This is a genomic window from Arthrobacter mobilis (assembly GCF_012395835.1).
Classification (GTDB): domain Bacteria; phylum Actinomycetota; class Actinomycetes; order Actinomycetales; family Micrococcaceae; genus Crystallibacter; species Crystallibacter mobilis.
In genome coordinates this window covers 1-20,618 of sequence record NZ_JAAZSQ010000032.1, presented here as the reverse complement: position 1 = coordinate 20,618, position 20,618 = coordinate 1, and the positions used below count along the sequence as shown (strand labels likewise).

Here is a 20,618-nt window from a genome sequence, read left to right as displayed (position 1 = left end):
TCTAGACTTAGCCACCATGGGCGGAGACCACCTGAAGCGGCTGATGATCATGCGCCACGCCAAGGCAGCATGGCCCACCGGCGTGCCCGACCACGAGCGTCCGCTGGCCAAGCGCGGGCATCACGAGGCGCCGATGATCGGCCGCTGGATGGTGGAGCATGGCTATCTTCCCGACTTCATTCTGTGCTCCTCCGCCCTGCGGACCCGGCAGACCTGCACCTGGGTCTGCAGCGAGCTGGGGGAGAAGGCCCCGACGCCGCTGCTCTCCGACGAACTCTATGAGGCGTCGGCGGGCAGGATCCTGCACGAGATCAACCACCTGCCGGAGAGCATCACCAGCCTGCTGGTGATCGGGCATATGCCGGGGGTCCAGGAGCTGGCCATGCGGCTGGCGTCGGTGGAGTCGGACGAAGAAGCGGTCATGGACATGGCCTCGCATTACCCGACGTCCGGATTGACGGTGCTGGAGCACACCAAGAACTGGGCCGAGCTCGACGGCCGGGATGCCCGCGTGACGCATTTCATCGTCCGCCGCTAGCCGCGATCCAGAGAGCACGGATTAGTCTCAGCCAGGTAAACCTTTCGCATCGGCAAAGTGAAAATTGCCGGCCTCTCTTGACGCCCTCGGCGGCCACCTCTTTAATTCGCAGCCATCCTTTCCGGGCCGTCGCGGGTCTTGTGGAAGTCTTGATCCAACGCTTGGGAAGCCTTGATTTAACGGTTAACAGCACTTACAGTCGAAATCGGCTAGCCACCAATAGATCACTCGTACCAATTTGCGGAAGATAGGGGAAAACCGCATGAAGGACTTTCGAATATAGCCAGGAGTCCATTCCCGGCATGCCACCTTTATCTTTTTTGAGTCTCACCTTTAAGGACATCCCATGTTGCCTTTCTATGCCTCCCTGACGTCATTTTTTTCCATGGTCAAGAAGCGCGTCTTCAAGGACGAAACCGGTGCCACCGCCGTCGAGTACGGGCTGATCATCGGCCTGATTGCGGTTGTAGTCATCACCGGTCTTCTGCTCCTTGGACCGGCGATTCGCGACCTGTTCACGGATGTTGCCGGCCGGCTGCCATAAGACGAATAAAGTCGCGCCGGGTGCGGTTGTTCTGCGAATCCAACCAGTACGCAGGACAGCCGCACCGCGGCGACCTCGGCGGACAGCATGCAGAAGCGGGAATCTGAACGTGGTGCCGTGGCAGTGGAGTTCGCCCTGATTCTGCCCATCCTGGTTGCGCTGCTGCTGGGAATCATGGAATTCGGGCGGGCCTACCACACGCAGATCACCCTCACCAGCGCCGCCCGCGAGGGCGCGCGGACAATGGCAGTGCTCAACGAAGCACCGGCCGCCCGCCAGGCTGCCCGTGCGGCTGCCGTCGGCCTGGCGCCGGGCGTGGCGGACGGGCAGATTGCCATCAGCCCGCCGGCCTGCACTCCCGGGGGCACGGTGTCGGTGGTGATCACCTACGATCTGGCCTCGATGACCGGATTCTTCGGGCCCGGCTGGCAACTCACGGGGAGGGCGGCGATGCGGTGCGGAGGATAAGGGCACGCCGGCACCAGGTATCCGGCTCTGATCGTGAACAGGGAGCGGTGGCGGTTGTCGTTGCGATGTCCCTGGTCGCTTTGCTGGGCTTCGTGGCCCTCGCCATCGACGTCGGCGCCCTGTACGCCGAACGCGCCCAACTGCAGAACGGGGCCGATGCGGCCGCGCTGGCGGTCGCCCAGGACTGCGCGGACGGCAGCTGCACGAATACACAGCAGACAGCCCGGACATTCGTCAACGTGAACGCCAATGACGGTGCCGCCAACCTGGCGGCGCTGGAGTTCCCCACGGCCACGTCGGTCCGGGCCACGGTGACCACCCGGGAGGCCGGAACGGGCGCCGGTGCCCTGACCATGACGTTCGCGTCCGTCCTGGGCATCCGGGAGGCCGGGGTAGCCGCCGAGGCGGCCGCCGCCTGGGGCAGCCCCGCGCGCGGGCCGGCCATCCTGCCGCTGGCCTTCGCCCCGTGCGTCTTCAGGCTCGACGGACCCATCCAGGTCATCAGCATGCACGGGGACCCGGGCGGCACCGTCTGTTCGAGCACCAGCCCGTCCGGGCAGCTGCTGCCCGGCGGGTTCGGCTGGCTCGAGGACCCCGACCGGAGATGCAACGTCAATGTCCAAGCCGCGGCGCAGGCCCCGATGCGCAGCGACACCGGCGTCAGCCTGCCGGCCGAGTGCAATGCGGTGCTGGCCTCGGCAGCGGATGAGACCGTGCTGCTGCCCGTCTACGAGGACAAGGGCGGAACGGGCAGTGGCGGCTGGTACAGGATCCGCGGCTGGGCCGCCTTCGAGGTCCTGGGCTGGAATTTCCCCGGGACGAGCTACAACAACACCACCTACAGCGGCGCCCAGTGCAGGGGTTCGTGCAAGGGGCTCATCGGTCGGTTCGTCAGATTTGTCTCTCTGGCTGACGGGTTCACCACCGGCGGGCCCGATCTCGGAGCCAGCCTCGTCGCCCTGACCGATTAGGACCGCCGTGAATCTTCGCCTGCTGGGAGCCATTGCAGCCGTGGTACTGGCCGTTGCCGGCACGGTGCTGATTGTCGCCTACGTCCAGGACGCCGACCGGCGGGCCCTGCGCGGGGCCGACCCCACCGAGGTCTACGTGGTCGAGAAGACCATCCCCGCAGCCACACCTGCCCAGGACCTGGCCGGATACCTCAAGAAACGCACCGTCCCGGCCGCCGCCGTGGCCGACGGCGCGATCACCGACTTGGCACACGCCAAGGGCAAGGTCGCCGCCGTGGACCTGGTGCCCGGCGAGCAGTTGCTGGCCAGCCGGCTGGTGGATCCGGCCGACCTGCATCCCCCGGGCAGGGTGCCGGTGCCCGAGGGCATGCAGGAGGTCACCATCCAGCTCGGCCCCGACCGGGTGGTGGGCGGGCAGCTGGCCGCCGGGGACACCGTGGGGGTGTTCTCGTCGTTCGACGACGGCGCCGGCACAGACGGGCCGACGACCCACCTGCTCTTCCACAAGGTGCTGGTCACCAGCGTGCAGGGCGCTCCGTCCACGCAAGCCGAGGGTGAAGAGCCAGCGGACGCGGCGTCAGCACCGCCGGTGCCGGAAGGGGCGCTGCTGGTGACCTTGGCCCGGAGGGCCGCCGACGCCGAAAAGATTGTCTTCACCGCGGAGTTCGGTTCAATCTGGCTGTCCAAGGAACCAGAGGAAGCCGACGAACGTGGAACCCGCGTGGTGACGAAGGATGGGGTCTACCGATGAGGTTCCTCCTGGTCACTGACGACGCAGGCTTCGAACACAGGGTCCGGCAGGCGATTTCCGGCGGCCTGCCCGGCAGCGTGCAGACGCTCAAGGACGTCCAACTGCCGCCCACCCCGGCAGAAATGCTCCACTACGTGGTCGGGGAGGTGCCCGAGGTCATCCTGCTGGGGCCGGGAGTCCGGGTGGACGAGGCCCTGACCCTGGCGGCGGTGTTCGACGTCCAGCACCCCGAGATCAGCCTGGTGCTCGTCGCCGAGGTGGAGCCGGAACTGGCCCTGGCGGCGATGCGCGCCGGGATCCGCGACGTGCTGGAACCGGCGGCCGATCCGGACACCATCCGGGTGCTGCTGGAGCGGGCGTCGCAATCCTCGGCCAGCCGGCGCCGCAACCTGCTGCCCCCGGCCCTTCCGAACGGCCCGGGCGGCAGGATCCTTACCGTCACCTCGCCGAAGGGCGGCGTCGGGAAAACCACCGTAGCCACGAACCTCGCCATCGGCCTGGGCCAGGTGGCGCCGATGTCTACGGTCCTGGTGGACCTTGACGCCCAGTTCGGCGACGTGGCCACTGCACTGCGCCTTGAACCTGCGCACACCCTGGTGGACGCTGTCACCGGTGCCGCCGCGCAGGACCCGATGGTGCTCAAGGCCTTCCTCAGTGTGCACCCGGCCTCGATCTACGCTCTCTGCGCCCCCGCGTCCCCGGCCGAGGGGGACCGGATCAGCGGCGAGAGCATCGCGCACATGCTCAAGCAGTTGGCCAGCGAATTCCAGTATGTGGTGGTGGATACGGCGCCGGGCCTGGGGGAACAGACCTTGACGGCGCTGGAGGCGGCCACCGACGCCGTGTTCCTGTGCGGGATGGACGTGCCCAGCGTGCGCGGGCTGCGCAAGGAACTGGAGGTCCTGGGCCAGCTGAACCTCGTGCCCGAGAACCGCCACATCGTGGTCAACACTGCCGACCGGCACAGCGGCCTGACGGTCCAGGACATCGAAGCCACGCTCGGGGCGCCGGTGGATGTGGTGGTGCCCCGTTCCCGCGCCGTGGCGTACTCGACGAACAAAGGAGAACCATTGCTGCAGGACGGTTCCCGCGATCCCGCGGCCAAGGCACTGCGCCAGCTGGTTGAACGGTTCGATCCTGCCCGGGCGGACCAGCGCCGTGCCCTGCACCGGCGGGCGGTGCTGCGGTGAGACTCTCCGACCGGCTCAACGCCGCCCGCGGCCAGGAGGAGCCGGCCCGTCCGGAGGCGCCGGCGCCGGCCCCCAAACCGCTGCCGGCCGCACCGGCCAAGGAAACTCAGCCGCCGGACGCGCTGTCCGCCCTGAAGCAGCGGGCCAGCGAGGCGCTGTTCGAGCAGATTGGCAACCGGCTGAATGATCCGAACCTGGGCGAAGAGGAGCTGCTCGCCTACGCGCGCGAGGAACTGGCCCGGATCATCGAGGCCGAGCAGGTGCCCTTGAGCAGTGCCGAGCGGCAGCGGCTGGTGGGGCAGATCAGTGACGATGCCTTGGGGTACGGGCCGCTGCAGCGTCTGCTGGAGGATCCGACGGTGTCCGAAATCATGGTCAACGGGCCGGAGCAGATCTTCGTGGAACAGCGCGGCAAGGTGAAACTCAGCGACGCGCAGTTCAAGTCCGAGGTCCACCTGCGCCGCGTGATCGAGAAGATCGTCTCGCGGGTGGGCCGGCGCATCGACGAATCGTCCCCGCTGGTGGACGCCCGGCTGGCCGACGGGTCCCGGGTCAACGCCGTCATTCCTCCGCTGGCCGTGAATGGGTCCGCGCTGACCATCCGCAAATTCGCCGCCGACCCGCTGCGGGTCCAGGACCTGGTGCGCTTCGGGTCGCTGTCCCCGGAGATGGCCCAGCTGCTGGACGCCTGCGTCAAGGCCCACCTGAACATCCTGGTCTCCGGCGGCACCGGAACGGGCAAGACCACGCTGCTCAACGTCCTGTCCTCGTTCATTCCGCCCGACGAGCGGATCATCACCATCGAGGATGCCGTGGAGCTGCAGCTGCAGCAGGAACACGTGGTCCGGCTCGAAAGCCGGCCGGCCAATATCGAAGGACGCGGCGAAATCACCATCCGCGACCTGCTCAAGAACTCGCTGCGGATGCGGCCCGACCGGATCGTGGTCGGGGAGTGCCGCGGCGGCGAGGCCTTGGACATGCTGCAGGCCATGAACACCGGCCACGACGGTTCGCTCTCCACTATCCACGCGAACTCCCCGCGCGATGCCATCTCCCGGCTGGAGACGCTGGTCCTCATGGCCGGGATGGATCTACCGCTGCGGGCCGTCCGCGAACAGATCGCCTCGGCCGTGGACCTGATCGTGCAGCTGACCCGGCTGCGGGACGGCAGCCGCCGGGTCACGCACGTGACCGAGGTCCAGGGCATGGAGGGGGAGGTGGTGACCCTGCAGGACGCCTTCGTCTTCGATTACAGCGCCGGTGTGGACGCCAACGGGCGGTTCCTGGGCAAACCCGTCTCCACCGGGGTCCGGCCCCGTTTCACCGAGCGGTTCGCCGACCTGGGCATCGTCCTGCCTCCGCAGGTGTTCGGAACCGTTGCGGACAGGCCGCGGGGCCGCTGATGCTGGCGCTCGGTTTCCTATGCTGCTACGTGGCCCTGGCCGTAGGCTTGACCGCCGCGTTCCGCTCCTCGACGCCCAGGTTGCCGCTGGACCGGCGGCGTCCGGCAGTGCAGGAACCAGCCTCTGCCTTGAGCCGGATCACCGGGCTGACTGCCGGAGCCATCGACCGCTTCCTGACCCGGCGCGGCTGGATGCGCGCCGTCACCCAGGCGCTGGAATACGCCGGCGTGAAGATGCCGCCGGCGCATTTTTTGATCCTGACCGGTTCCGCCACCCTGATCGCAGGCATGCTCGGCTTGCTGCTGTCGGGCCCAGTCCTGGCGTTGCTGCCGGTGTTGGTGGTTCCGCTGGGCGGGAAGCTGCTGCTGCGGGTGCTGACGGCGAAGCGGCAGCGCGCCTTCGCTGACCAGTTGGATGATGCTCTGCAGCTGCTGGCCGGCGGCCTGCGGGCCGGGCACAGCCTGCTGCGGGCTCTGGATGCCGTCTCGCAGGAGGCGGATTCCCCGACCGCCGAGGAATTCGCCAGGGTCATCAATGAAACCAGGCTCGGCCGGGACCTCAACGATGCCCTCGACCAGACGGCGCGGCGGATGAAGAGCGAGGACTTCGGCTGGGTGGCCCAGGCCATCGGTATCCACCGGGAAGTGGGCGGCGACCTGGCCGAGGTCCTGGACCGGGTCGGCCAGACCATCCGGGAGCGCAACCAGATCCGCCGGCAGGTCAAGTCGCTCAGCGCCGAGGGAAAAATGTCCGCCTACGTACTCATGGCCCTGCCCTTCGCCGTCGTGGGCATCCTCGCGGTGACCAGTCCTTCCTACATTGCGCAGTTCGGCCAAAGCGTGGCCGGCTACGGGATGATCGCCGTCAGCGCCGTCATGCTCACCCTCGGCGGGCTGTGGCTGCGCAAGATCGTCAGTTTCAAATTCTGAACCGGCCCCGCCGGTGGACCTGGACCAGGAGGTAGGACATGCCGCCGTTCATCATCCTCGCGGCCGCCGGCGTGGCCGCGTCCGTGCCGCTGCTGGCCTGGATCCTGCTGGCAGGTCCGGGCCGGTCGCGGCGCCAGATCCGGGACAACCTGTTGCACGGCCTGGCCGCCGGCAGCGAGACCGCGAAGCCGCCGTCGGACTTGGAACGCTACGCGAGGCGACTGACCCTGCCGGCCAACGCCGCCCGGCTGGACCGCTGGCACGCCCTGGCGGGGCGGCCGAAGGCCTGGCCCCTGCCGCGGCTGCTGGTGCTGAAGCCGGTTCTGGCCGGGGCGGCCCTGCTGCTGGGGCTGCTGCTGCTTGCCGGCCGGCCCAGCGGGCCGCTGCTGGTGCTGGTCCTGGTGGTCAGCGCTGTGGCCTACTTCGTTCCAGACCTGCTTCTGTACAGCCGGGGGCAGGAGCGGCAGGCCGCGATCGGGCTGGAACTGCCCGACACGCTGGACCAGATGATGATCGCCGTCGAAGCCGGGCTGGGGTTCGACTCTGCCATGGCCCGCGCCGGGGAGAACGGCAAGGGACCGCTGGCCGAGGAACTGGTCCGCGCCCTGCAGGACATGCGGGTGGGGCTGTCGCGGAAGGAAGCCTACAGGGCCTTGGGCGAACGCACCTCGGTCCCGGACCTGCGCACCTTCATCCGGTCGGTCATCCAGGCCGACGCCTACGGAATCTCGATCAGCGCGGTGCTGCGCACGCAGGCACAGGAAATGCGGCTCAAGCGCCGCCAGCGCGCCGAGGAAAAAGCCATGCAGATCCCGGTGAAGGTCCTGTTCCCGCTGATGCTGTTTATCCTGCCGGTGCTGCTCATCGCCGTCCTGGGCCCAACGGTGCTGAGCGTCGTCAAGTCCTTTTCCTGACCCGGGTCCAGCACAGGGGCCGTCACGGGGGCTGTACCTGCCGTCTGGAAGCCGGAAACAGGAAAGCCCCCCGCCGGAGCGGGGGGCTTTCCTATGCGGTGCGCCCAAAGGGATTCGAACCCCTGACCTTCTGTTCCGTAGACAGACGCTCTATCCAGCTGAGCTATGGGCGCTTGGCCTCGCGGCCGGATATAACTCTAGCGCGTTTGGCGCCGCTGTCCAAATCGGCACGTTTCGGGCCTGGATCCGCACAATTCCGCGGCTGTTCCGACGGTCTGCCCGCCCTAGGGGTTGGGAAGTGACCAAGGACACTTGCCGCGAAGGGGGACTAGACCGGTCTATGTGACCTTAGTCACAGAATTTGCCTGCCAAATTGTGAAACTTTTGCTGAAAGCCGCGGAATTCCGCGGAAGTGCAGTTTGCGGCCCCCGCCTGGGCCTCCTCCACAGGCGCCGCTGCGGCAATCCGGTCTACCTTCCGGCCCCTACCATCAATACACACCACTGACCTAATGAAGGGAAGAGTCATGGGCACTACTGCGAACCCACCGGTCCTTGAGGGGGCACTTATGGAGGCACCGACCACCCACCCCACGCTGCGCTCCTGGGTTTCCGAGATTGCAGAGCTGACCCAGCCCGACTCCATCTACTGGGTTGATGGTTCCGAAGCAGAATACACCCGGCTGACCGACGAACTGGTGGCCGCCGGCACGCTGCGCCGGCTGAACCCGGAGCTGTTCCCGAACTCCTTCGCCGCCTTCTCCGATCCGAAGGACGTGGCCCGGGTCGAGGACCGCACCTTCATCTGCTCCGAATCCAAGCGCGACGCGGGCTTCACCAACAACTGGATGGACCCGGCCGAGATGAAGGCCATCCTCACCGAGCGTTTCCGCGGCAGCATGCGCGGGCGGACCATGTACGTGATCCCGTTCGTGATGGGCCATCTGGACGCCGAGGACCCGAAGTTCGGCGTCGAAATCACCGACAGCGCCTACGTGGTCGCCTCCATGCGCATCATGGCGCGCATCGGCACGGACGTGCTGCGCAAGATCGAGGAGACGGACGCCTTCTTCGTCCCGGCGCTGCACTCCCTGGGCGCCCCCCTGGAGCCGGGCCAGGCCGACGTGCCGTGGCCGTGCAACGAGGAGAAGTGGATCGTGCACTTCCCCGAGGAGCGCTCCATCTGGTCCTACGGCTCCGGCTACGGCGGCAACGCCCTGCTGGGCAAGAAGTGCTACTCGCTGCGCATCGCCTCGGTGATGGCCCGCGACGAGGGCTGGCTGGCCGAGCACATGCTCATCCTCAAGCTCACCAGCCCGGAGAACAAGGTCTACAACATCGCGGCGGCCTTCCCCTCGGCCTGCGGCAAGACCAACCTCGCGCTGCTGGACCCGACCGTCGAGGGCTGGAAGGCCGAAACCCTGGGCGATGACATCAACTGGATGCGCTTTGGCAAGGACGGCGAACTGCGCGGCGTGAACCCGGAGTTCGGCCTGTTCGGCGTGGCTCCGGGCACCGGCTGGGGCACCAACCCGAACGCCATGCAGGCGATCGCCAAGGGCAACTCCATCTTCACCAATGTGGCGCTGACCGACGACGGCGGTGTCTGGTGGGAGGGCATGACAGAGGAAGTGCCCGCGCACCTGACCGACTGGCAGGGCAACGACTGGACGCCGGATTCCGGCCGCCCGGCCGCCCACCCGAACTCGCGTTTCTGCACGCCGATCACCCAGATCGACATGCTCGCCCCGGAGTACCACGACCCGGAGGGGGTGGAGATCCACGCGATCCTGTTCGGCGGCCGGCGCAAGACCACCATCCCGCTGGTGACCGAGGCCCGCGACTGGACCAACGGCATCTTCATGGGCTCCACGCTGTCCTCGGAGACCACCGCGGCGGCCACCGGCGCCGTCGGCGTGGTCCGCCGCGACCCGATGGCGATGCTGCCGTTCATCGGCTACGACGCGGGCGACTACCTCAAGCACTGGATCACGCTCTCGGCCAAGGCCAACCAGGAGCGCCTGCCAAAGATCTTCCTGGTCAACTGGTTCCGGCGCACCGCCGACGGCGGCTTCGCCTGGCCGGGCTTCGGGGACAACTCGCGCGTGCTCAAGTGGGCCATCGAGCGCATCGAGGGCAAGGCCGACGCCGTGGAAACCCCGATCGGCTTCATCCCCACCGGTGACTCGATCGACCTGACCGGCCTGGACATGACGCCGGCCAACGTCGAGGAAGCCGTCCGCGTGGACCCGGCCGAGTGGGTCGAGGAGCTCAAGGACATCGAGGCATGGTACGACCGCTTCGGCGGCTCGCTGCCGCAGGAGCTGACCGACCAGCTGGCCGAGCTGAAGCGCCGTTTCGCCGAAGCCTGATCGCCGAGGGTCCCGCTCCGAGCGAAGCGAGGGGCGGGAGGCGGGCAGGTGGTAACCGCAGACGCCGAAAGGCACAGCCACCACGGGAAGGGTCCCGGCCGCCGGCCGGGGCCCTTCCCGCATCCTGCAGGAACCGGCCACCTTTTTGATGCCGTCGACCGGTTCGGGCCGATTGTTGCGGCTGTACCGGTACAGCCCTGGGCGTCCTTGGAGCGTGTGCCGCGGCGGCGTATTTTGTAGACAGCTGCGCAGTGTCCGCCGAGCCGCCCAGGGAGCCTCATGACGAGCGTGAAGATCACCGGGACTTTGGCGGAGTTCGGCGCCGCCGACCTGCCGCTGGCCGGCGGCAAGGGCGCCAATCTGGGCGAGCTGGTGCGCGCGGGCTTTCCGGTCCCTGACGGATTCATCATTACGACGGCGGCGTACCGGGCGCTGCTGGCGGCCACGCCGCTGGGCCTGCGGCTGGAGCAGGCGCTGGCGGCCGGCGCCGACGGGACGCGGATCCGCGCATTGTTCTCCGAGGCGGCCATGCCGGAGGATATCCGCGCCCGGATTGCGGCAGCGTACGCCCGGCTGGGCGGCGGGCCGGTGGCGGTGCGCTCCAGCGCCACGGCCGAAGACCTGCCCGGAGCGGCCTTCGCCGGCCAGCAGGACACCTACCTGGATGTCGCCGGCGAGGACGCGGTGCTGGACGCCGTCGCCCGCTGCTGGGCGTCGCTCTGGACGGACCGGGCCATCGCCTACCGCCGGCGGCAGGGGATCGGCGGGCGCGGGCTGGCCATCGCCGTCGTGGTCCAGCGGATGGTGCCGGCCGAGGCCGCCGGGGTCATGTTCACCGCCAACCCGGTCACCGGGGACCGGGACGAAACGGTGATCGACGCGGCAGCCGGAACGGGCGAGGCGGTGGTCTCCGGGACGGTCACGCCCGAGCACTACGTGCTGGACGGGAGGCTGCGCCTGCGGGAAGCCTCGCCGGGGCGGCAGGTGCTCTCCGCTGGCCAGCTGCGCACGCTGGCCGTCCTCGGCCGCCGCGTCCAGGCGCATTTCGGCCGGCCGCAGGACCTGGAGTGGGCCGTGGCCGGGGGCCGGATCCACCTGCTGCAGGCCCGGCCGATGACGGCGCTGCCGCAGGCCCCGCAGCGGCTGAACTGGTTCCAGCGGAAGGTCGGCCCGTTCTTCGCCGAAATGTTCCAGGAACGGCCCTACCCGCTGGACGTGAGCGGCTGGCTGGACCAGGGGCTTGGGCGGGTGCTGCGCCGGATGGCCGGCAGCGTGGGGATGGAATTCCCGCCCATGGCGCAGGTGCTGCCGGAGGAAGACGGGGTGGTGGTCCGGCTGGTGCCGCCGGTGCCCCGGCCGACGCTGCGGGTGCTGGGCGCGCCGCTGTCCGTGGCCCGCCGGGTGGACCGGTACAACCCGGCCCGCTGGACGCAGGATCCGCGGTTCGCCGCGTACGAGGCCGCGGTGCGCCGGCTGGCTGCCGCCGACCTGGCGGGGTTGACCTGGTCCGGGCTTGTCCGGCAGGCATGGGACTGCTTCGCCGCCCTGGACCTGATTGCCGGGTTGCGGGTGTCCTACCTGCCCGGCAGCTTTGTCCCGCAGCTGAAGCTGCGGCTGCTGCTGCTGCTGCTCGGGGTGCCCCGGCTGGGGGCGGAGCTGCTGGCCGGCGCCGAGACCCGCACCACCCAGGCCAACCGGGCGTTGGCGGAGCTGGCCACCCTGGCCGGGCGGGACCCGCTGCTGCGCCGCGCCGTCGAAACCCTGGACCCGCCGGCACTGCTGCACCGTGTCCGGAGCACGCCGGAGTTTGCGGCGTTCCACGACCGCTTCCGGGACTTCCTGGCCGAGTACGGGCACCGCGAGACCGTCAGCGTGGTGCTCTGCAGCGCCCCGACCTGGTCCGACGCGCCCGAGGTCGTGTTCGGCCTGGTCAAGGCGCTCCTGGGCAGCCGGGCGCCGGCGGCGGACCGGACCGGCCAGGCCCTGCGGCGCCTGGCGGCCCATCCGGCGCTGCGGGCCCGCTGGCTGCGGCGGCAGGTTTTCGCCGCCGTCGAGCGGACAAAGACCGGGATTGCTTTCCGCGAGGACACGCACTTCCATGCCACGCGGGTCCTGCCGCCGCTGCGGCACGTGCTGCTGGAAATGGGGCGGCGGCTGCAGGCGGCGGGCGTGCTGGAGGCGGCCGAGGATGTTTTCCACCTGCGGTTCGAGGAGCTGGACGCGCTGGAACCGGACGACGGCGGAACGTTTCCTGCCGCGGACGCGGCGCGGTTGCGCGCAGCGGTACTGGCGCGGGCGGCGAATCGGCGCGAGCTGGCCGGCGTCCCGCTGCTGGATGCCTCGGTGCTGTTTGGCCGCCGGCGCGAGGAGCCGGACGCCCTGCTGACCGGCAGTGGCGCGAGCCGCGGCACGGCCACCGGACCGGTCCGGCTGGTGCTCGGCCCGGAGGAGTTCGGCAGGCTTGAGGCCGGTGACGTGCTCGTCTGTCCCTACACGAACCCGGCCTGGACGCCGCTGTTCCAGCATGCCGCCGCCGTCGTCGTCGACACCGGCGGGGTCGCCTCGCACGCGGCGATCGTGGCGCGCGAATACGGGATTCCGGCCGTGATGGGCACCGGCTCGGGAACCCGGGTGCTGCGGGACGGGCAGCAGGTGCTGGTCGACGGGACGCTGGGCCGCGTCACCGCCAAAACCGGCGGCTGACTCGGCAGCAGCGGCCGGTGACGGTGGCGCACGGAAGCCGGGGACGGGCGGCAGGCCGTGATCAGGCCGGCCGGCGGGCGAGCAGCGTCACAAAGACCGGGGCCATTTGCGACTGATGCGGCAGCGAGGACACGACGACGCTGTCCAGTTCGCGGTAGAACGCCTCGCGCGCCCGGCGCAGGGCTCCCCGCAGGCCGCAGCCGTTGACCATCGGGCAGTCCCCTTGGGGGCTCTCGCAGTCCACCATGTCTTCGCGCGCATCCAGTTCGCGCAGCAGCCCGCCCACGGTGGCGGCCCGCCCGGCCGCGCTGATCCGCACGCCGCCCCCGCGCCCGCGCACCGCCTCCACCAGGCCCAGGGAGCGCAGTTTCAGCACCGCCTTGCTGACGTGGTTGTAGGGGGTGCCGACGCCGCCGGCAATGGCCTGGGTGGTGAACAGCCCGCCCTCGGGCGCCGCGGACAGCAGCATGAGGGCCCGCAGGCACACGTCGGAGAAGGCGTTGATCCGCACCCGTCAATATTACCCGGGAGTAGGCCGGGGCAGCGAAAGGGGCTAGAGGCTCCTGAGGGCGTCCTCGATCGGGGTGCCGCCGTTGTTGAAGGCGATGAACCGGCCGACCGTCTCCGGCATGTCCAGGACGGCGGCGGCGACCCGGGCCACGTCCTCGCGGCTGACCTGGCCGGCGGGCAGGTCCTCGCCCACCTCGATCCGGCCGGTGCCCGGGTCCAGGGTGAGCGTGCTCGGGGCCAGGATGGTCCAGGACAGGAAGGTGCTGCGCAGGTAGGTGTCGGCTTCGGCCTTGGCCTCGGCATAGGGGAAGAACGGGTCCTCCCGGGGCACGCCATGGTCCGGCCGGGAGCCGAAGTACGAGACCATGATGTACCGGGCGACGCCGGCCTGCTGCGCGGCGTCCATCGAGCGGATGGCAGCATCCCGGTCCACGGCGAAGGTGCGCGCCGGGTTGCCGCCGCCGGCACCGGCGGACCAGATGAGGGCGTCGTGCCCTTCAATCCTGTCAGCGATTTCCTCGATGGTCAGGTTTTCGACGTCGGCGACCACCGGCGTGGCACCGGTTCCGGCCACCTCGCCGGCGTGGTCCGGGTTCCGGAACAGGGACGTCACCTCATGGCCTTGCCCGGCCAGGATCCGGGACAGGTGCAGGGCCACCTTGCCGTGGCCCCCGATGATGGCAATGCGGCTCATGCTCTCTCCTCCGGCCAGACGATGCGCTCCTGCGGGTCGATGAAGGGGTCCGGATAGTTCCAGTGGCCTTCGTCGTCGTGGTTGTAGGGCTGGACGGCGGAGACCGTGGTGCCGTCCGAGTGCTCGACCGAGATCTGGATCGCGTCCGTGTCCGATTCCGGCAGGAAGATGTCGCTGATCACCGCGATCGCCCGGAAGTTGCCGCGCTCCTGCCGGAGCACGTGGTACAGCTCGGCGATCATCGCGTCCACGTCCACCTCGGCCTCGTCATCCAGGTCGTCCGGGGTGACGGCGATCAGCCGCAGCTCGCCGTCGAGCGCCGTGGCCAGCGCCACCGGCAGGAACGCGCCGTGCTCGACCAGCTGTTCCTGCGCCATGCCCAGTGCGGTGCCGAACAGCGTGTCGATGTCCTCCAGCACCGCCGGGTCGACGCCGTCGCGCCAGGATCCGCTCATGCTCCGTTCCTTACCAGTGCCAGGACCTGGTCGCGGATGTCTTCCATGGTCGCCAGGTCCTTCGCCTCGCCGTTGTAGCGCAGGAACGGCTCGGTGTTGGACGGGCGCAGGTTGAACCAGAAGGAGCCGTCGCGCGCGGAGACGGTGGTGCCGTCCATGGTCCCCACCTCCACCGCCGCGCCGCGGTAGGCCGCCAGCACACGCTCGACGGCGGCGTCCTTGTCCGCCACCTGGGAGTTGATCTCCCCGGAGGCGAAGTACGGGTCGTATTCGGCGGCCAGCGCCGAGAGCGGCCCGTCCTGTTCGCCCAGCGCCGCCAGCACGTGCATGGCGGCGAGCATGCCGGTATCGGCGTTGAAGAAGTCGCGGAAGTAGTAGTGTGCCGAGTGCTCGCCGCCGAAGACCCCGCCCTGCTCGGCCATCACGGCCTTGATGAAGGAGTGGCCCACCCGGGTGACCACGGCCCGGCCGCCGTCGTGCTCGACGAGTTCGGGCACCGCCCGGGAGGTAATCAGGTTGTGGATGATGACCGGCTGCTCCTCGCCGCCGGCCTTGGCCCGGGCGATCTCGCGCCGGGCAACCAGCGCGGTAATGGCCGAGGGAGAGACCGGCACGCCGCGCTCGTCGACGACGAAGCAGCGGTCCGCGTCGCCGTCGAAAGCCAGGCCGATGTCGGCACCGTGCTCGACGACGGCGGCCTGCAGGTCGCGCAGGTTCTCCGGCTCCAGCGGGTTGGCCGGGTGGTTCGGGAAGGTGCCGTCGAGTTCGAAATACAGCGGCACGATCTGCAGCGGCAGCGCCGGCAGCAGGGCGCTGCCCAGGACCGCGGGCGTGGTCAGCCCGGCCATGCCGTTGCCGGCGTCGACCACGACCTTCAGCGGCCGCGAGCCGGCCAGGTCCACCAGCGAGCGCAGGTGCGCGGCGTAGCCGGCGAGCACGTCCTCGTGCGTCACGGTGCCGCGGGTGAGGCCGGCGGCCTCGGGGGCGGGGATGCCGCCGGCCAGGTAGCCGGCGGCGCGGTCGCGGATCTCGTACAGGCCGCTGTCGGCCGAGACCGGCACGGCGCCGGCCCGGGCCATCTTGATCCCGTTGTACTGGGCCGGGTTGTGGCTGGCGGTGAAGACGACGCCGGGGGTGCCCCGGGTGCCGCAGGCGTAGTAGAGCTCGTCGGTGGAGATCCGCCCGAGCATCACCACGTTGGCCCCGCGGGCGGTCGCGCCGGCGGCGAAGGCCTGCTCGAATTCCGGGGACGACGGGCGCATGTCCCCGCCCACCAGCAACTCAGCCCCGGCCAGGCCGAGCACGTCCACGAACGCGGCGCCGGTGGCCTCCACGGACTCTGCCGTGATGGTTTCGCCGACGATGCCGCGCACGTCGTAGGCCTTGAAGGCCGACTGGAAGGAATCGGTCAGATTAGGGCTAGTCACCGCACTAGTCTATGCAGCGCCCGGCCGGGGACAAGCCGGGGGCTGTCGGTGGCGGCTGGGATACTGGGGTCATGGCCGATTTCCAGGACACTGCACTGACGGACACTATCGCGGCCCCCGCCGCCGGGGACGGGGCACCGCTGCGGGCCGAGGCCACGCAGATCCTGCGCCGGCTGGTCGGCAACGAGGCGGCCGCGTTCCATCCGGGGCAGTTCGAGGCCATCGAGGCGCTGGTGGCCGGCGGCCGCCGGGCGCTGGTGGTCCAGCGCACCGGCTGGGGCAAGTCGGCGGTGTACTTCGTGGCCAGCCTGCTGCTGCGCGCCCGCGGCGCCGGCCCCACGCTGATCGTCTCGCCGTTGCTGGCGCTGATGCGGGACCAGGTGGCCGCGGCCGCGCGGGCCGGGGTGCGCGCGGCCGCGATCAACTCGGCCAACCAGCTGGAATGGGACGAGGTGGCCGGGCAGCTGGCGGCGGACTCGGTGGACGTGCTGCTGGTCTCGCCCGAGCGCCTGAACAACCCGCGCTTCCGTGACGAGCAGCTGCCCGAGCTCGTCCGGCGCTCCGGGCTGCTGGTGGTGGACGAAGCCCACTGCATCTCGGACTGGGGCCACGACTTCCGCCCGGACTACCGGCGGATCCGGGATTTGATCGACAGGCTGCCGGACACCGTTCCGGTGCTGGCGACCACCGCCACCGCCAACTCGCGCGTGGTGCACGACATCGAGGAACAGCTGGCCGGCCGCTCCGCCGCCGGAACCGGCGGCAGCCCCGCCGGCGTCCCGGGCAGTGCCGTGCTGACCATCCGCGGTGCGCTGGCCCGAGAGTCCCTGCGGCTGGGCGTGCTGCGGCTGCCCAGCCCGCGCGCCCGGCTTGGCTGGCTGCTGACCCACCTGCCGGACCTGCCCGGCAGCGGGATCATCTACACGCTGACCGTCTCCGCCGCCGAGGACACCGCCCGGCTGCTGCGCGAAGCCGGGCATGCGGTGCTGGCCTATACCGGCCGGACGGATCCGGCGGACCGGGAGCAGGCCGAGGCCGCCCTGAAGCAGAACCAGGTCAAGGCCCTGGTCGCCACCAGCGCGCTCGGCATGGGTTTCGACAAGCCGGACCTGGGCTTTGTGGTGCACTTGGGCGCGCCGAGCTCGCCGGTGGCGTACTACCAGCAGGTGGGCCGCGCCGGCCGCGGCACCCCCAATGCCGACGTGCTGCTGCTGCCGGGCAGCGAGGACCGGGAGATCTGGGAGTACTTCGCCACCGCCTCGATGCCCAGCGAGGCCGCGGCGCAGGCAGTGCTGCGCGAACTGGCCGCGCCCGGCACCGTGCTGTCGGCGGCGGCGCTGGAAGCCCGGGTGAACCTGAAGCGCTCGCCGCTGGAACTGCTGCTGAAGGTGCTCTCGGTGGACGGCGCGGTGCGCCGGGTGGGCGGCGGCTGGGAAGGCACCGGGGTGCCCTGGCAGTACGACGGCGAGCGCTACGGGCGCATTGCCCGCGCCCGGGTGGCGGAGCAGAATGCGATGCTCGACTACGAGAGCACCTCGCGGTGCCGGATGGAGTTCCTGGCCCGGGCGCTGGATGATCCGTCGGCGGCCCCCTGCGGGCGCTGCGACAACTGTGCCGGTCCCTGGTATCCGGAGTCGGTGGCCGAGGAGGCGGTCCGCAGCGCGGATGATTCGCTGCACCGGGCCGGGGTGGAACTGGAGCCGCGGGCGATGTGGCCCTCGGGCATGGACCGGCTGGGCATCCCGGCCAAGGGCAGGATCGCCGCCGGCGAGGCCGTCTCGGCCGGCCGCGCCCTGGCCCGGCTGACCGACCTGGGCTGGGGCGGACGGCTGCGGGAGATCTTCGCCCCGGGCACACCGGACGCCCCGCTGGATGCGGCCACACTGCAGGCCTGCGTGCAGGTGCTCGCCGGCTGGGGCTGGGCCGAGCGGCCGGTCGCGGTGGTCAGCGTGCCCTCGCGCAGCCGGCCGCAGCTGGTGGATTCGCTGGCCCGGGGGCTGTCCGGGGTCGGCCGGCTGCCGTACCTGGGTGCCCTGGCCCTGCCCCACGACGGGCCGAAGGGCGGGCCGGGCGGCAACAGCGCGTTCCGGCTGGCCGATGTCTGGGACCAGTTCGCGGTGCCCGACGGAGGCGCGGCGTGGTTCGCCGCCAATCCCGGGCCGGTGCTGCTGGTCGATGACCTGGCCGACAGCCGGTGGACGCTGACCGTGGCCGGCCGGGCGCTGCGGGCCGCCGGCGCCTCGTCCGTGCTGCCCTTCGCCCTGGCGCTGAAGGCCTGAGCGGCGGCGGGCGGGGCGGGCGCGCCGCGCCTTCCCGCTGCTCGCTTCGCCCGCGGCGGGCCCCGGAAGGGACATCATTGGCTAGCTGGCCAGGACCGCCCGGTTGCGGCCCTGGGACTTGGCCCGGTACAGGGCCGCGTCGGCGGAGGCAATGACCGCCGCCAGGTCGCCGGCACCCGAAGCGACCGGCGCAATGCCGTAGCTGACCGTGGGCAGCGGGAAGCCCTCGGGCACGGACATGGTCCTGAGGCTGCGGCTGATCTGCTGGACGATGGCACCGGCCTGTTCCGCTTCGGCCCCGGGCAGCAGCAGGATGAATTCCTCGCCGCCGTAGCGGCCCACCAGATCGGTGGAGCGGATGGTGGCGGTGCAGGCGGCCGCGAACGCGCACAGCGCCGCGTCGCCGGCGGCATGGCCGTGCCGGTCATTGACCGCCTTGAAGTGGTCCAGGTCGGCCAGGACCAGCGATCCGGAGGTGCCTGCCTGCTGCAGCCGGCGCATTTCGTCGGCCGCGAGGTCCAGGAACCCGGTGCGGTTCAGCAGCCCGGTCAGGCCGTCCTGGGTGGCCCGGGCGCGCAGTTCCCGGGTGACCTGCTCGTTGCTCAGGGCCGCCATGCTGAAGGAAACCACCACCAGCAGCATCATGGTCAGCAAGGTGGTCTGGGCCGAACCGAAAAACGTCTGAAAGACGTGTCCCCGGGGTCCGTCGAGAATGAAGGTGACGCATCGGCCGGAGTAGTAGACGGCGACGAATCCGGCCGCCAGGGCCAGGGATTTCTGGAGGCGGGAGTACCCGGGCGGCAGGCGCCACAGCTCCACGGAGGACAGACCGATCATCAGGGACATCAGCGCCAGGAAGAACGGGCCGCCGGACCAGATGTTCGAGGCAGGGCTGTCCAGCACCGAGGCCACCGCCACCAGGGCAGGGCCCGCCGCCAGTTGCCAGGCCGGCGGCCTGGCTGCCCGCAGCGTGCGCGCACCGGCCCAGACGCAGCTGGCACCGAGCACGGCCAGGACGTTGCCCAGCGGATTGGCCCAGACTTGGTGGGCGGTACCGTTCAGCAGGTAGGCCGAGGAACCGCCCAGGAACAGGGCGATGGCGGCGCACCACCAGCCGCTGTAGGCCGACCGCGTACGCCGGTACGTGACCAGGTAGAACAGCACGAGCAAGGTCAGCGCCACCATGCCGAAGGCGACCCGCAGGCTGGCGGTGTCCAGCGTCATATCCACCCAGTCTCGATGGTTAAACGATATATGGACCAAGTATCGCAGGAGCAGCGCCGGCACCCAAGACGCCCGCCCGGGAAGATCCGCGCGCCGTTACTTCCGGGCGCGGCCGCCCTGCAGCAGCCGGCTGCGCTGTTCGCTGCCCTCCGGGCCGTACGGATAGTTGCCCACCGGCGGGGCGCTGGCCAGCACCAGCTGCGCCTCCTCGTCGGCGGTCAGCCGGAGCGCGGCCGCGGCCAGGTTGTCCCCCAGCTGTTCCCGCGTGCGCACCCCGAGGATCACGCTGGCCACCGCCGGCCGCTCCAGCAGCCAGGCCAGGGCCACCTGCCCGGGACTGATCCCGCGCTCCTGCGCGATCTGGCGCACCGCCGCCACCACCTGCCAGGTGCGCTCGTTCCCGCCGCGCACGTGCCAGCCCTGGAACACCCGGTTCAGGTTGTCGCCCAGCCGGGTGGCCTCGGCCGGGGCATCGTCCTGGTTGTACTTGCCGGTCAGCCAGCCGCCGGCCAGCGGCGACCAGACCAGCAGGCCCAGCCCGGCGTCCTCGGCAGCCGGCACGACCTCGGATTCGATCTCCCGCTCCAGCAGGTTGTACTGGGTCTGCAGCGTCACCGGCACGGACCAGCCGTGCGCCCGCGCGGTGTAGACGGTCTTGGTCAGCTGCCAGCCGGTGAAGTTGGACAGTCCGTAGTAGCCGATCTTGCCCGCGCTGACCGCATCCTGGAGGAAACCCAGGGTTTCCTCCAGCGGGGTGTGCGGGTCCCAGGCGTGCAGCTGGTACAGGTCGATGTGTTCCACGCCCAGCCGGCGCAGCGACGCGTCCAGGGCGCGGCGCAGGTGCCGGCGGGAGTTGCCGACGTCGTTGGGCCCGCCGCCCATGGGGAAGCGGCCCTTGGTGGCCAGCACGATGTTGCGGGCCTCCTCCGGCCGGGACGCGAGCCAGCGCCCCACGATCTCTTCGGCGGCCCCGCCGCTGTAGACGTCGGCAGTGTCCACGAAGTTGCCGCCGGCGGCCACATAGTCGTCCAGGATGGCGTGCGAGGCGGCCTCGTCCGACTCGGCACCAAAGGTCATGGTGCCCAGCGTGAAGGAGGTGACGGAGACGCCGCTGTTGCCCAGGGTCCGGTAGTGCAGGTTGGTATCCACGAAGGACAGCATACGCAAAAGGCCCCCGCCGCTGGCGGGGGCCTTGAACGCGGAGACGGGGGTGTGTAGTTTCACGACATCGTTCCCGCATGTCCCGG

At 70.2% G+C, this 20,618-nt stretch carries 18 protein-coding genes and 1 tRNA gene; 12 read left to right on the top strand and 7 right to left on the bottom strand.

Features of this window, described 5'->3' with window-relative positions; all coding sequences use genetic code 11:
- The first annotated feature begins 16 nt into the window (after positions 1-16).
- The 9 genes from HGG74_RS19825 to HGG74_RS19785 all read left to right on the top strand — a co-directional run bounded on the left by HGG74_RS19825 (position 17) and on the right by HGG74_RS19785 (position 7,708).
- Complete coding sequence (locus tag HGG74_RS19825; protein WP_168489170.1) at positions 17-538, top strand: SixA phosphatase family protein; 522 nt, start codon at positions 17-19, stop codon at positions 536-538.
- 346 nt (positions 539-884) lie between these two features.
- Complete coding sequence (locus HGG74_RS19820) at positions 885-1,082, top strand: Flp family type IVb pilin (RefSeq protein ID WP_168489168.1); 198 nt, start codon at positions 885-887, stop codon at positions 1,080-1,082.
- Between the two features lie 117 nt (positions 1,083-1,199).
- Entirely contained in the window at positions 1,200-1,550 is a 351-nt protein-coding gene (locus tag HGG74_RS19815; RefSeq protein ID WP_312856921.1) for a TadE/TadG family type IV pilus assembly protein, read from the top strand.
- 47 nt (positions 1,551-1,597) lie between these two features.
- The gene (locus tag HGG74_RS19810) at positions 1,598-2,521 is read left to right on the top strand and encodes a pilus assembly protein TadG-related protein (RefSeq protein ID WP_312856920.1); all 924 of its coding nucleotides are present in this window, start codon (positions 1,598-1,600) and stop codon (positions 2,519-2,521) included.
- 7 nt (positions 2,522-2,528) lie between these two features.
- Positions 2,529-3,272: a Flp pilus assembly protein CpaB gene (gene cpaB, locus HGG74_RS19805; protein WP_168489164.1), complete on the top strand. Its 744-nt coding sequence runs from the start codon at positions 2,529-2,531 to the stop codon at positions 3,270-3,272.
- Positions 3,269-4,462, top strand: a complete 1,194-nt coding sequence (locus tag HGG74_RS19800; RefSeq protein ID WP_168489162.1) for a CpaE/TadZ family protein — start codon at positions 3,269-3,271, stop codon at positions 4,460-4,462. Before cpaB ends, HGG74_RS19800 begins: the two co-directional genes overlap by 4 nt.
- Positions 4,459-5,865, top strand: a complete 1,407-nt coding sequence (locus HGG74_RS19795) for a TadA family conjugal transfer-associated ATPase (protein ID WP_168489160.1) — start codon at positions 4,459-4,461, stop codon at positions 5,863-5,865. The genes HGG74_RS19800 and HGG74_RS19795 overlap by 4 nt, the downstream gene beginning before the upstream one ends.
- Positions 5,866-5,993: 128 nt before the next feature.
- On the top strand, positions 5,994-6,794 hold the full coding sequence (locus HGG74_RS22050) for a type II secretion system F family protein (RefSeq protein WP_281356187.1): 801 nt from the start codon (positions 5,994-5,996) through the stop codon (positions 6,792-6,794).
- Positions 6,795-6,832: 38 nt separating this feature from the next.
- Positions 6,833-7,708 (top strand): type II secretion system F family protein, encoded by an 876-nt coding sequence (locus HGG74_RS19785; protein ID WP_168489156.1) that lies wholly within the window; start codon positions 6,833-6,835, stop codon positions 7,706-7,708.
- A 99-nt stretch (positions 7,709-7,807) separates the two neighbouring features.
- On the opposite strand, the gene HGG74_RS19780 is transcribed toward HGG74_RS19785, so the two are convergent.
- Positions 7,808-7,881, bottom strand: a tRNA-Arg gene (locus HGG74_RS19780).
- A gap of 353 nt (positions 7,882-8,234) precedes the next feature.
- On the opposite strand from HGG74_RS19780, the gene HGG74_RS19775 reads away from it, so the two are divergent.
- Both HGG74_RS19775 and HGG74_RS19770 read left to right on the top strand, forming a co-directional pair.
- Positions 8,235-10,079, top strand: coding sequence for a phosphoenolpyruvate carboxykinase (GTP) (locus tag HGG74_RS19775; RefSeq protein WP_168489154.1), 1,845 nt, complete (start codon positions 8,235-8,237; stop codon positions 10,077-10,079).
- Between the two features lie 279 nt (positions 10,080-10,358).
- Positions 10,359-12,782, top strand: a complete 2,424-nt coding sequence (locus HGG74_RS19770; protein ID WP_168489152.1) for a PEP/pyruvate-binding domain-containing protein — start codon at positions 10,359-10,361, stop codon at positions 12,780-12,782.
- Positions 12,783-12,843: 61 nt separating this feature from the next.
- On the opposite strand, the gene HGG74_RS19765 is transcribed toward HGG74_RS19770, so the two are convergent.
- The 4 genes from HGG74_RS19765 to HGG74_RS19750 are packed head-to-tail and all read right to left on the bottom strand — an operon-like array spanning position 12,844 to position 15,868.
- Positions 12,844-13,293 (bottom strand): RrF2 family transcriptional regulator, encoded by a 450-nt coding sequence (locus HGG74_RS19765; RefSeq protein WP_168489151.1) that lies wholly within the window; start codon positions 13,291-13,293, stop codon positions 12,844-12,846.
- Positions 13,294-13,335: 42 nt separating this feature from the next.
- On the bottom strand, positions 13,336-13,986 hold the full coding sequence (locus HGG74_RS19760; RefSeq protein ID WP_168489149.1) for an SDR family oxidoreductase: 651 nt from the start codon (positions 13,984-13,986) through the stop codon (positions 13,336-13,338).
- Complete coding sequence (locus HGG74_RS19755) at positions 13,983-14,441, bottom strand: hypothetical protein (RefSeq protein ID WP_168489147.1); 459 nt, start codon at positions 14,439-14,441, stop codon at positions 13,983-13,985. The genes HGG74_RS19760 and HGG74_RS19755 overlap by 4 nt, the downstream gene beginning before the upstream one ends.
- Positions 14,438-15,868, bottom strand: a complete 1,431-nt coding sequence (locus HGG74_RS19750; protein ID WP_168489145.1) for a phosphomannomutase/phosphoglucomutase — start codon at positions 15,866-15,868, stop codon at positions 14,438-14,440. The genes HGG74_RS19755 and HGG74_RS19750 overlap by 4 nt, the downstream gene beginning before the upstream one ends.
- Before the next feature lie 71 nt (positions 15,869-15,939).
- Here HGG74_RS19750 and HGG74_RS19745 point away from each other — a divergent pair, with 71 nt between their 5' ends.
- Positions 15,940-18,147 (top strand): RecQ family ATP-dependent DNA helicase, encoded by a 2,208-nt coding sequence (locus HGG74_RS19745; RefSeq protein ID WP_168489143.1) that lies wholly within the window; start codon positions 15,940-15,942, stop codon positions 18,145-18,147.
- 81 nt (positions 18,148-18,228) lie between these two features.
- Here HGG74_RS19745 and HGG74_RS19740 read toward each other — a convergent pair whose 3' ends face one another.
- Both HGG74_RS19740 and HGG74_RS19735 read right to left on the bottom strand, forming a co-directional pair.
- Positions 18,229-19,371 carry a GGDEF domain-containing protein gene (locus HGG74_RS19740; protein ID WP_168489140.1) on the bottom strand — a complete coding sequence of 381 codons (1,143 nt, stop codon included), beginning with the start codon at positions 19,369-19,371 and terminating at the stop codon, positions 18,229-18,231.
- 96 nt (positions 19,372-19,467) lie between these two features.
- Positions 19,468-20,508: an aldo/keto reductase gene (locus HGG74_RS19735; protein WP_168489181.1), complete on the bottom strand. Its 1,041-nt coding sequence runs from the start codon at positions 20,506-20,508 to the stop codon at positions 19,468-19,470.
- Positions 20,509-20,618 lie beyond the last annotated feature (110 nt).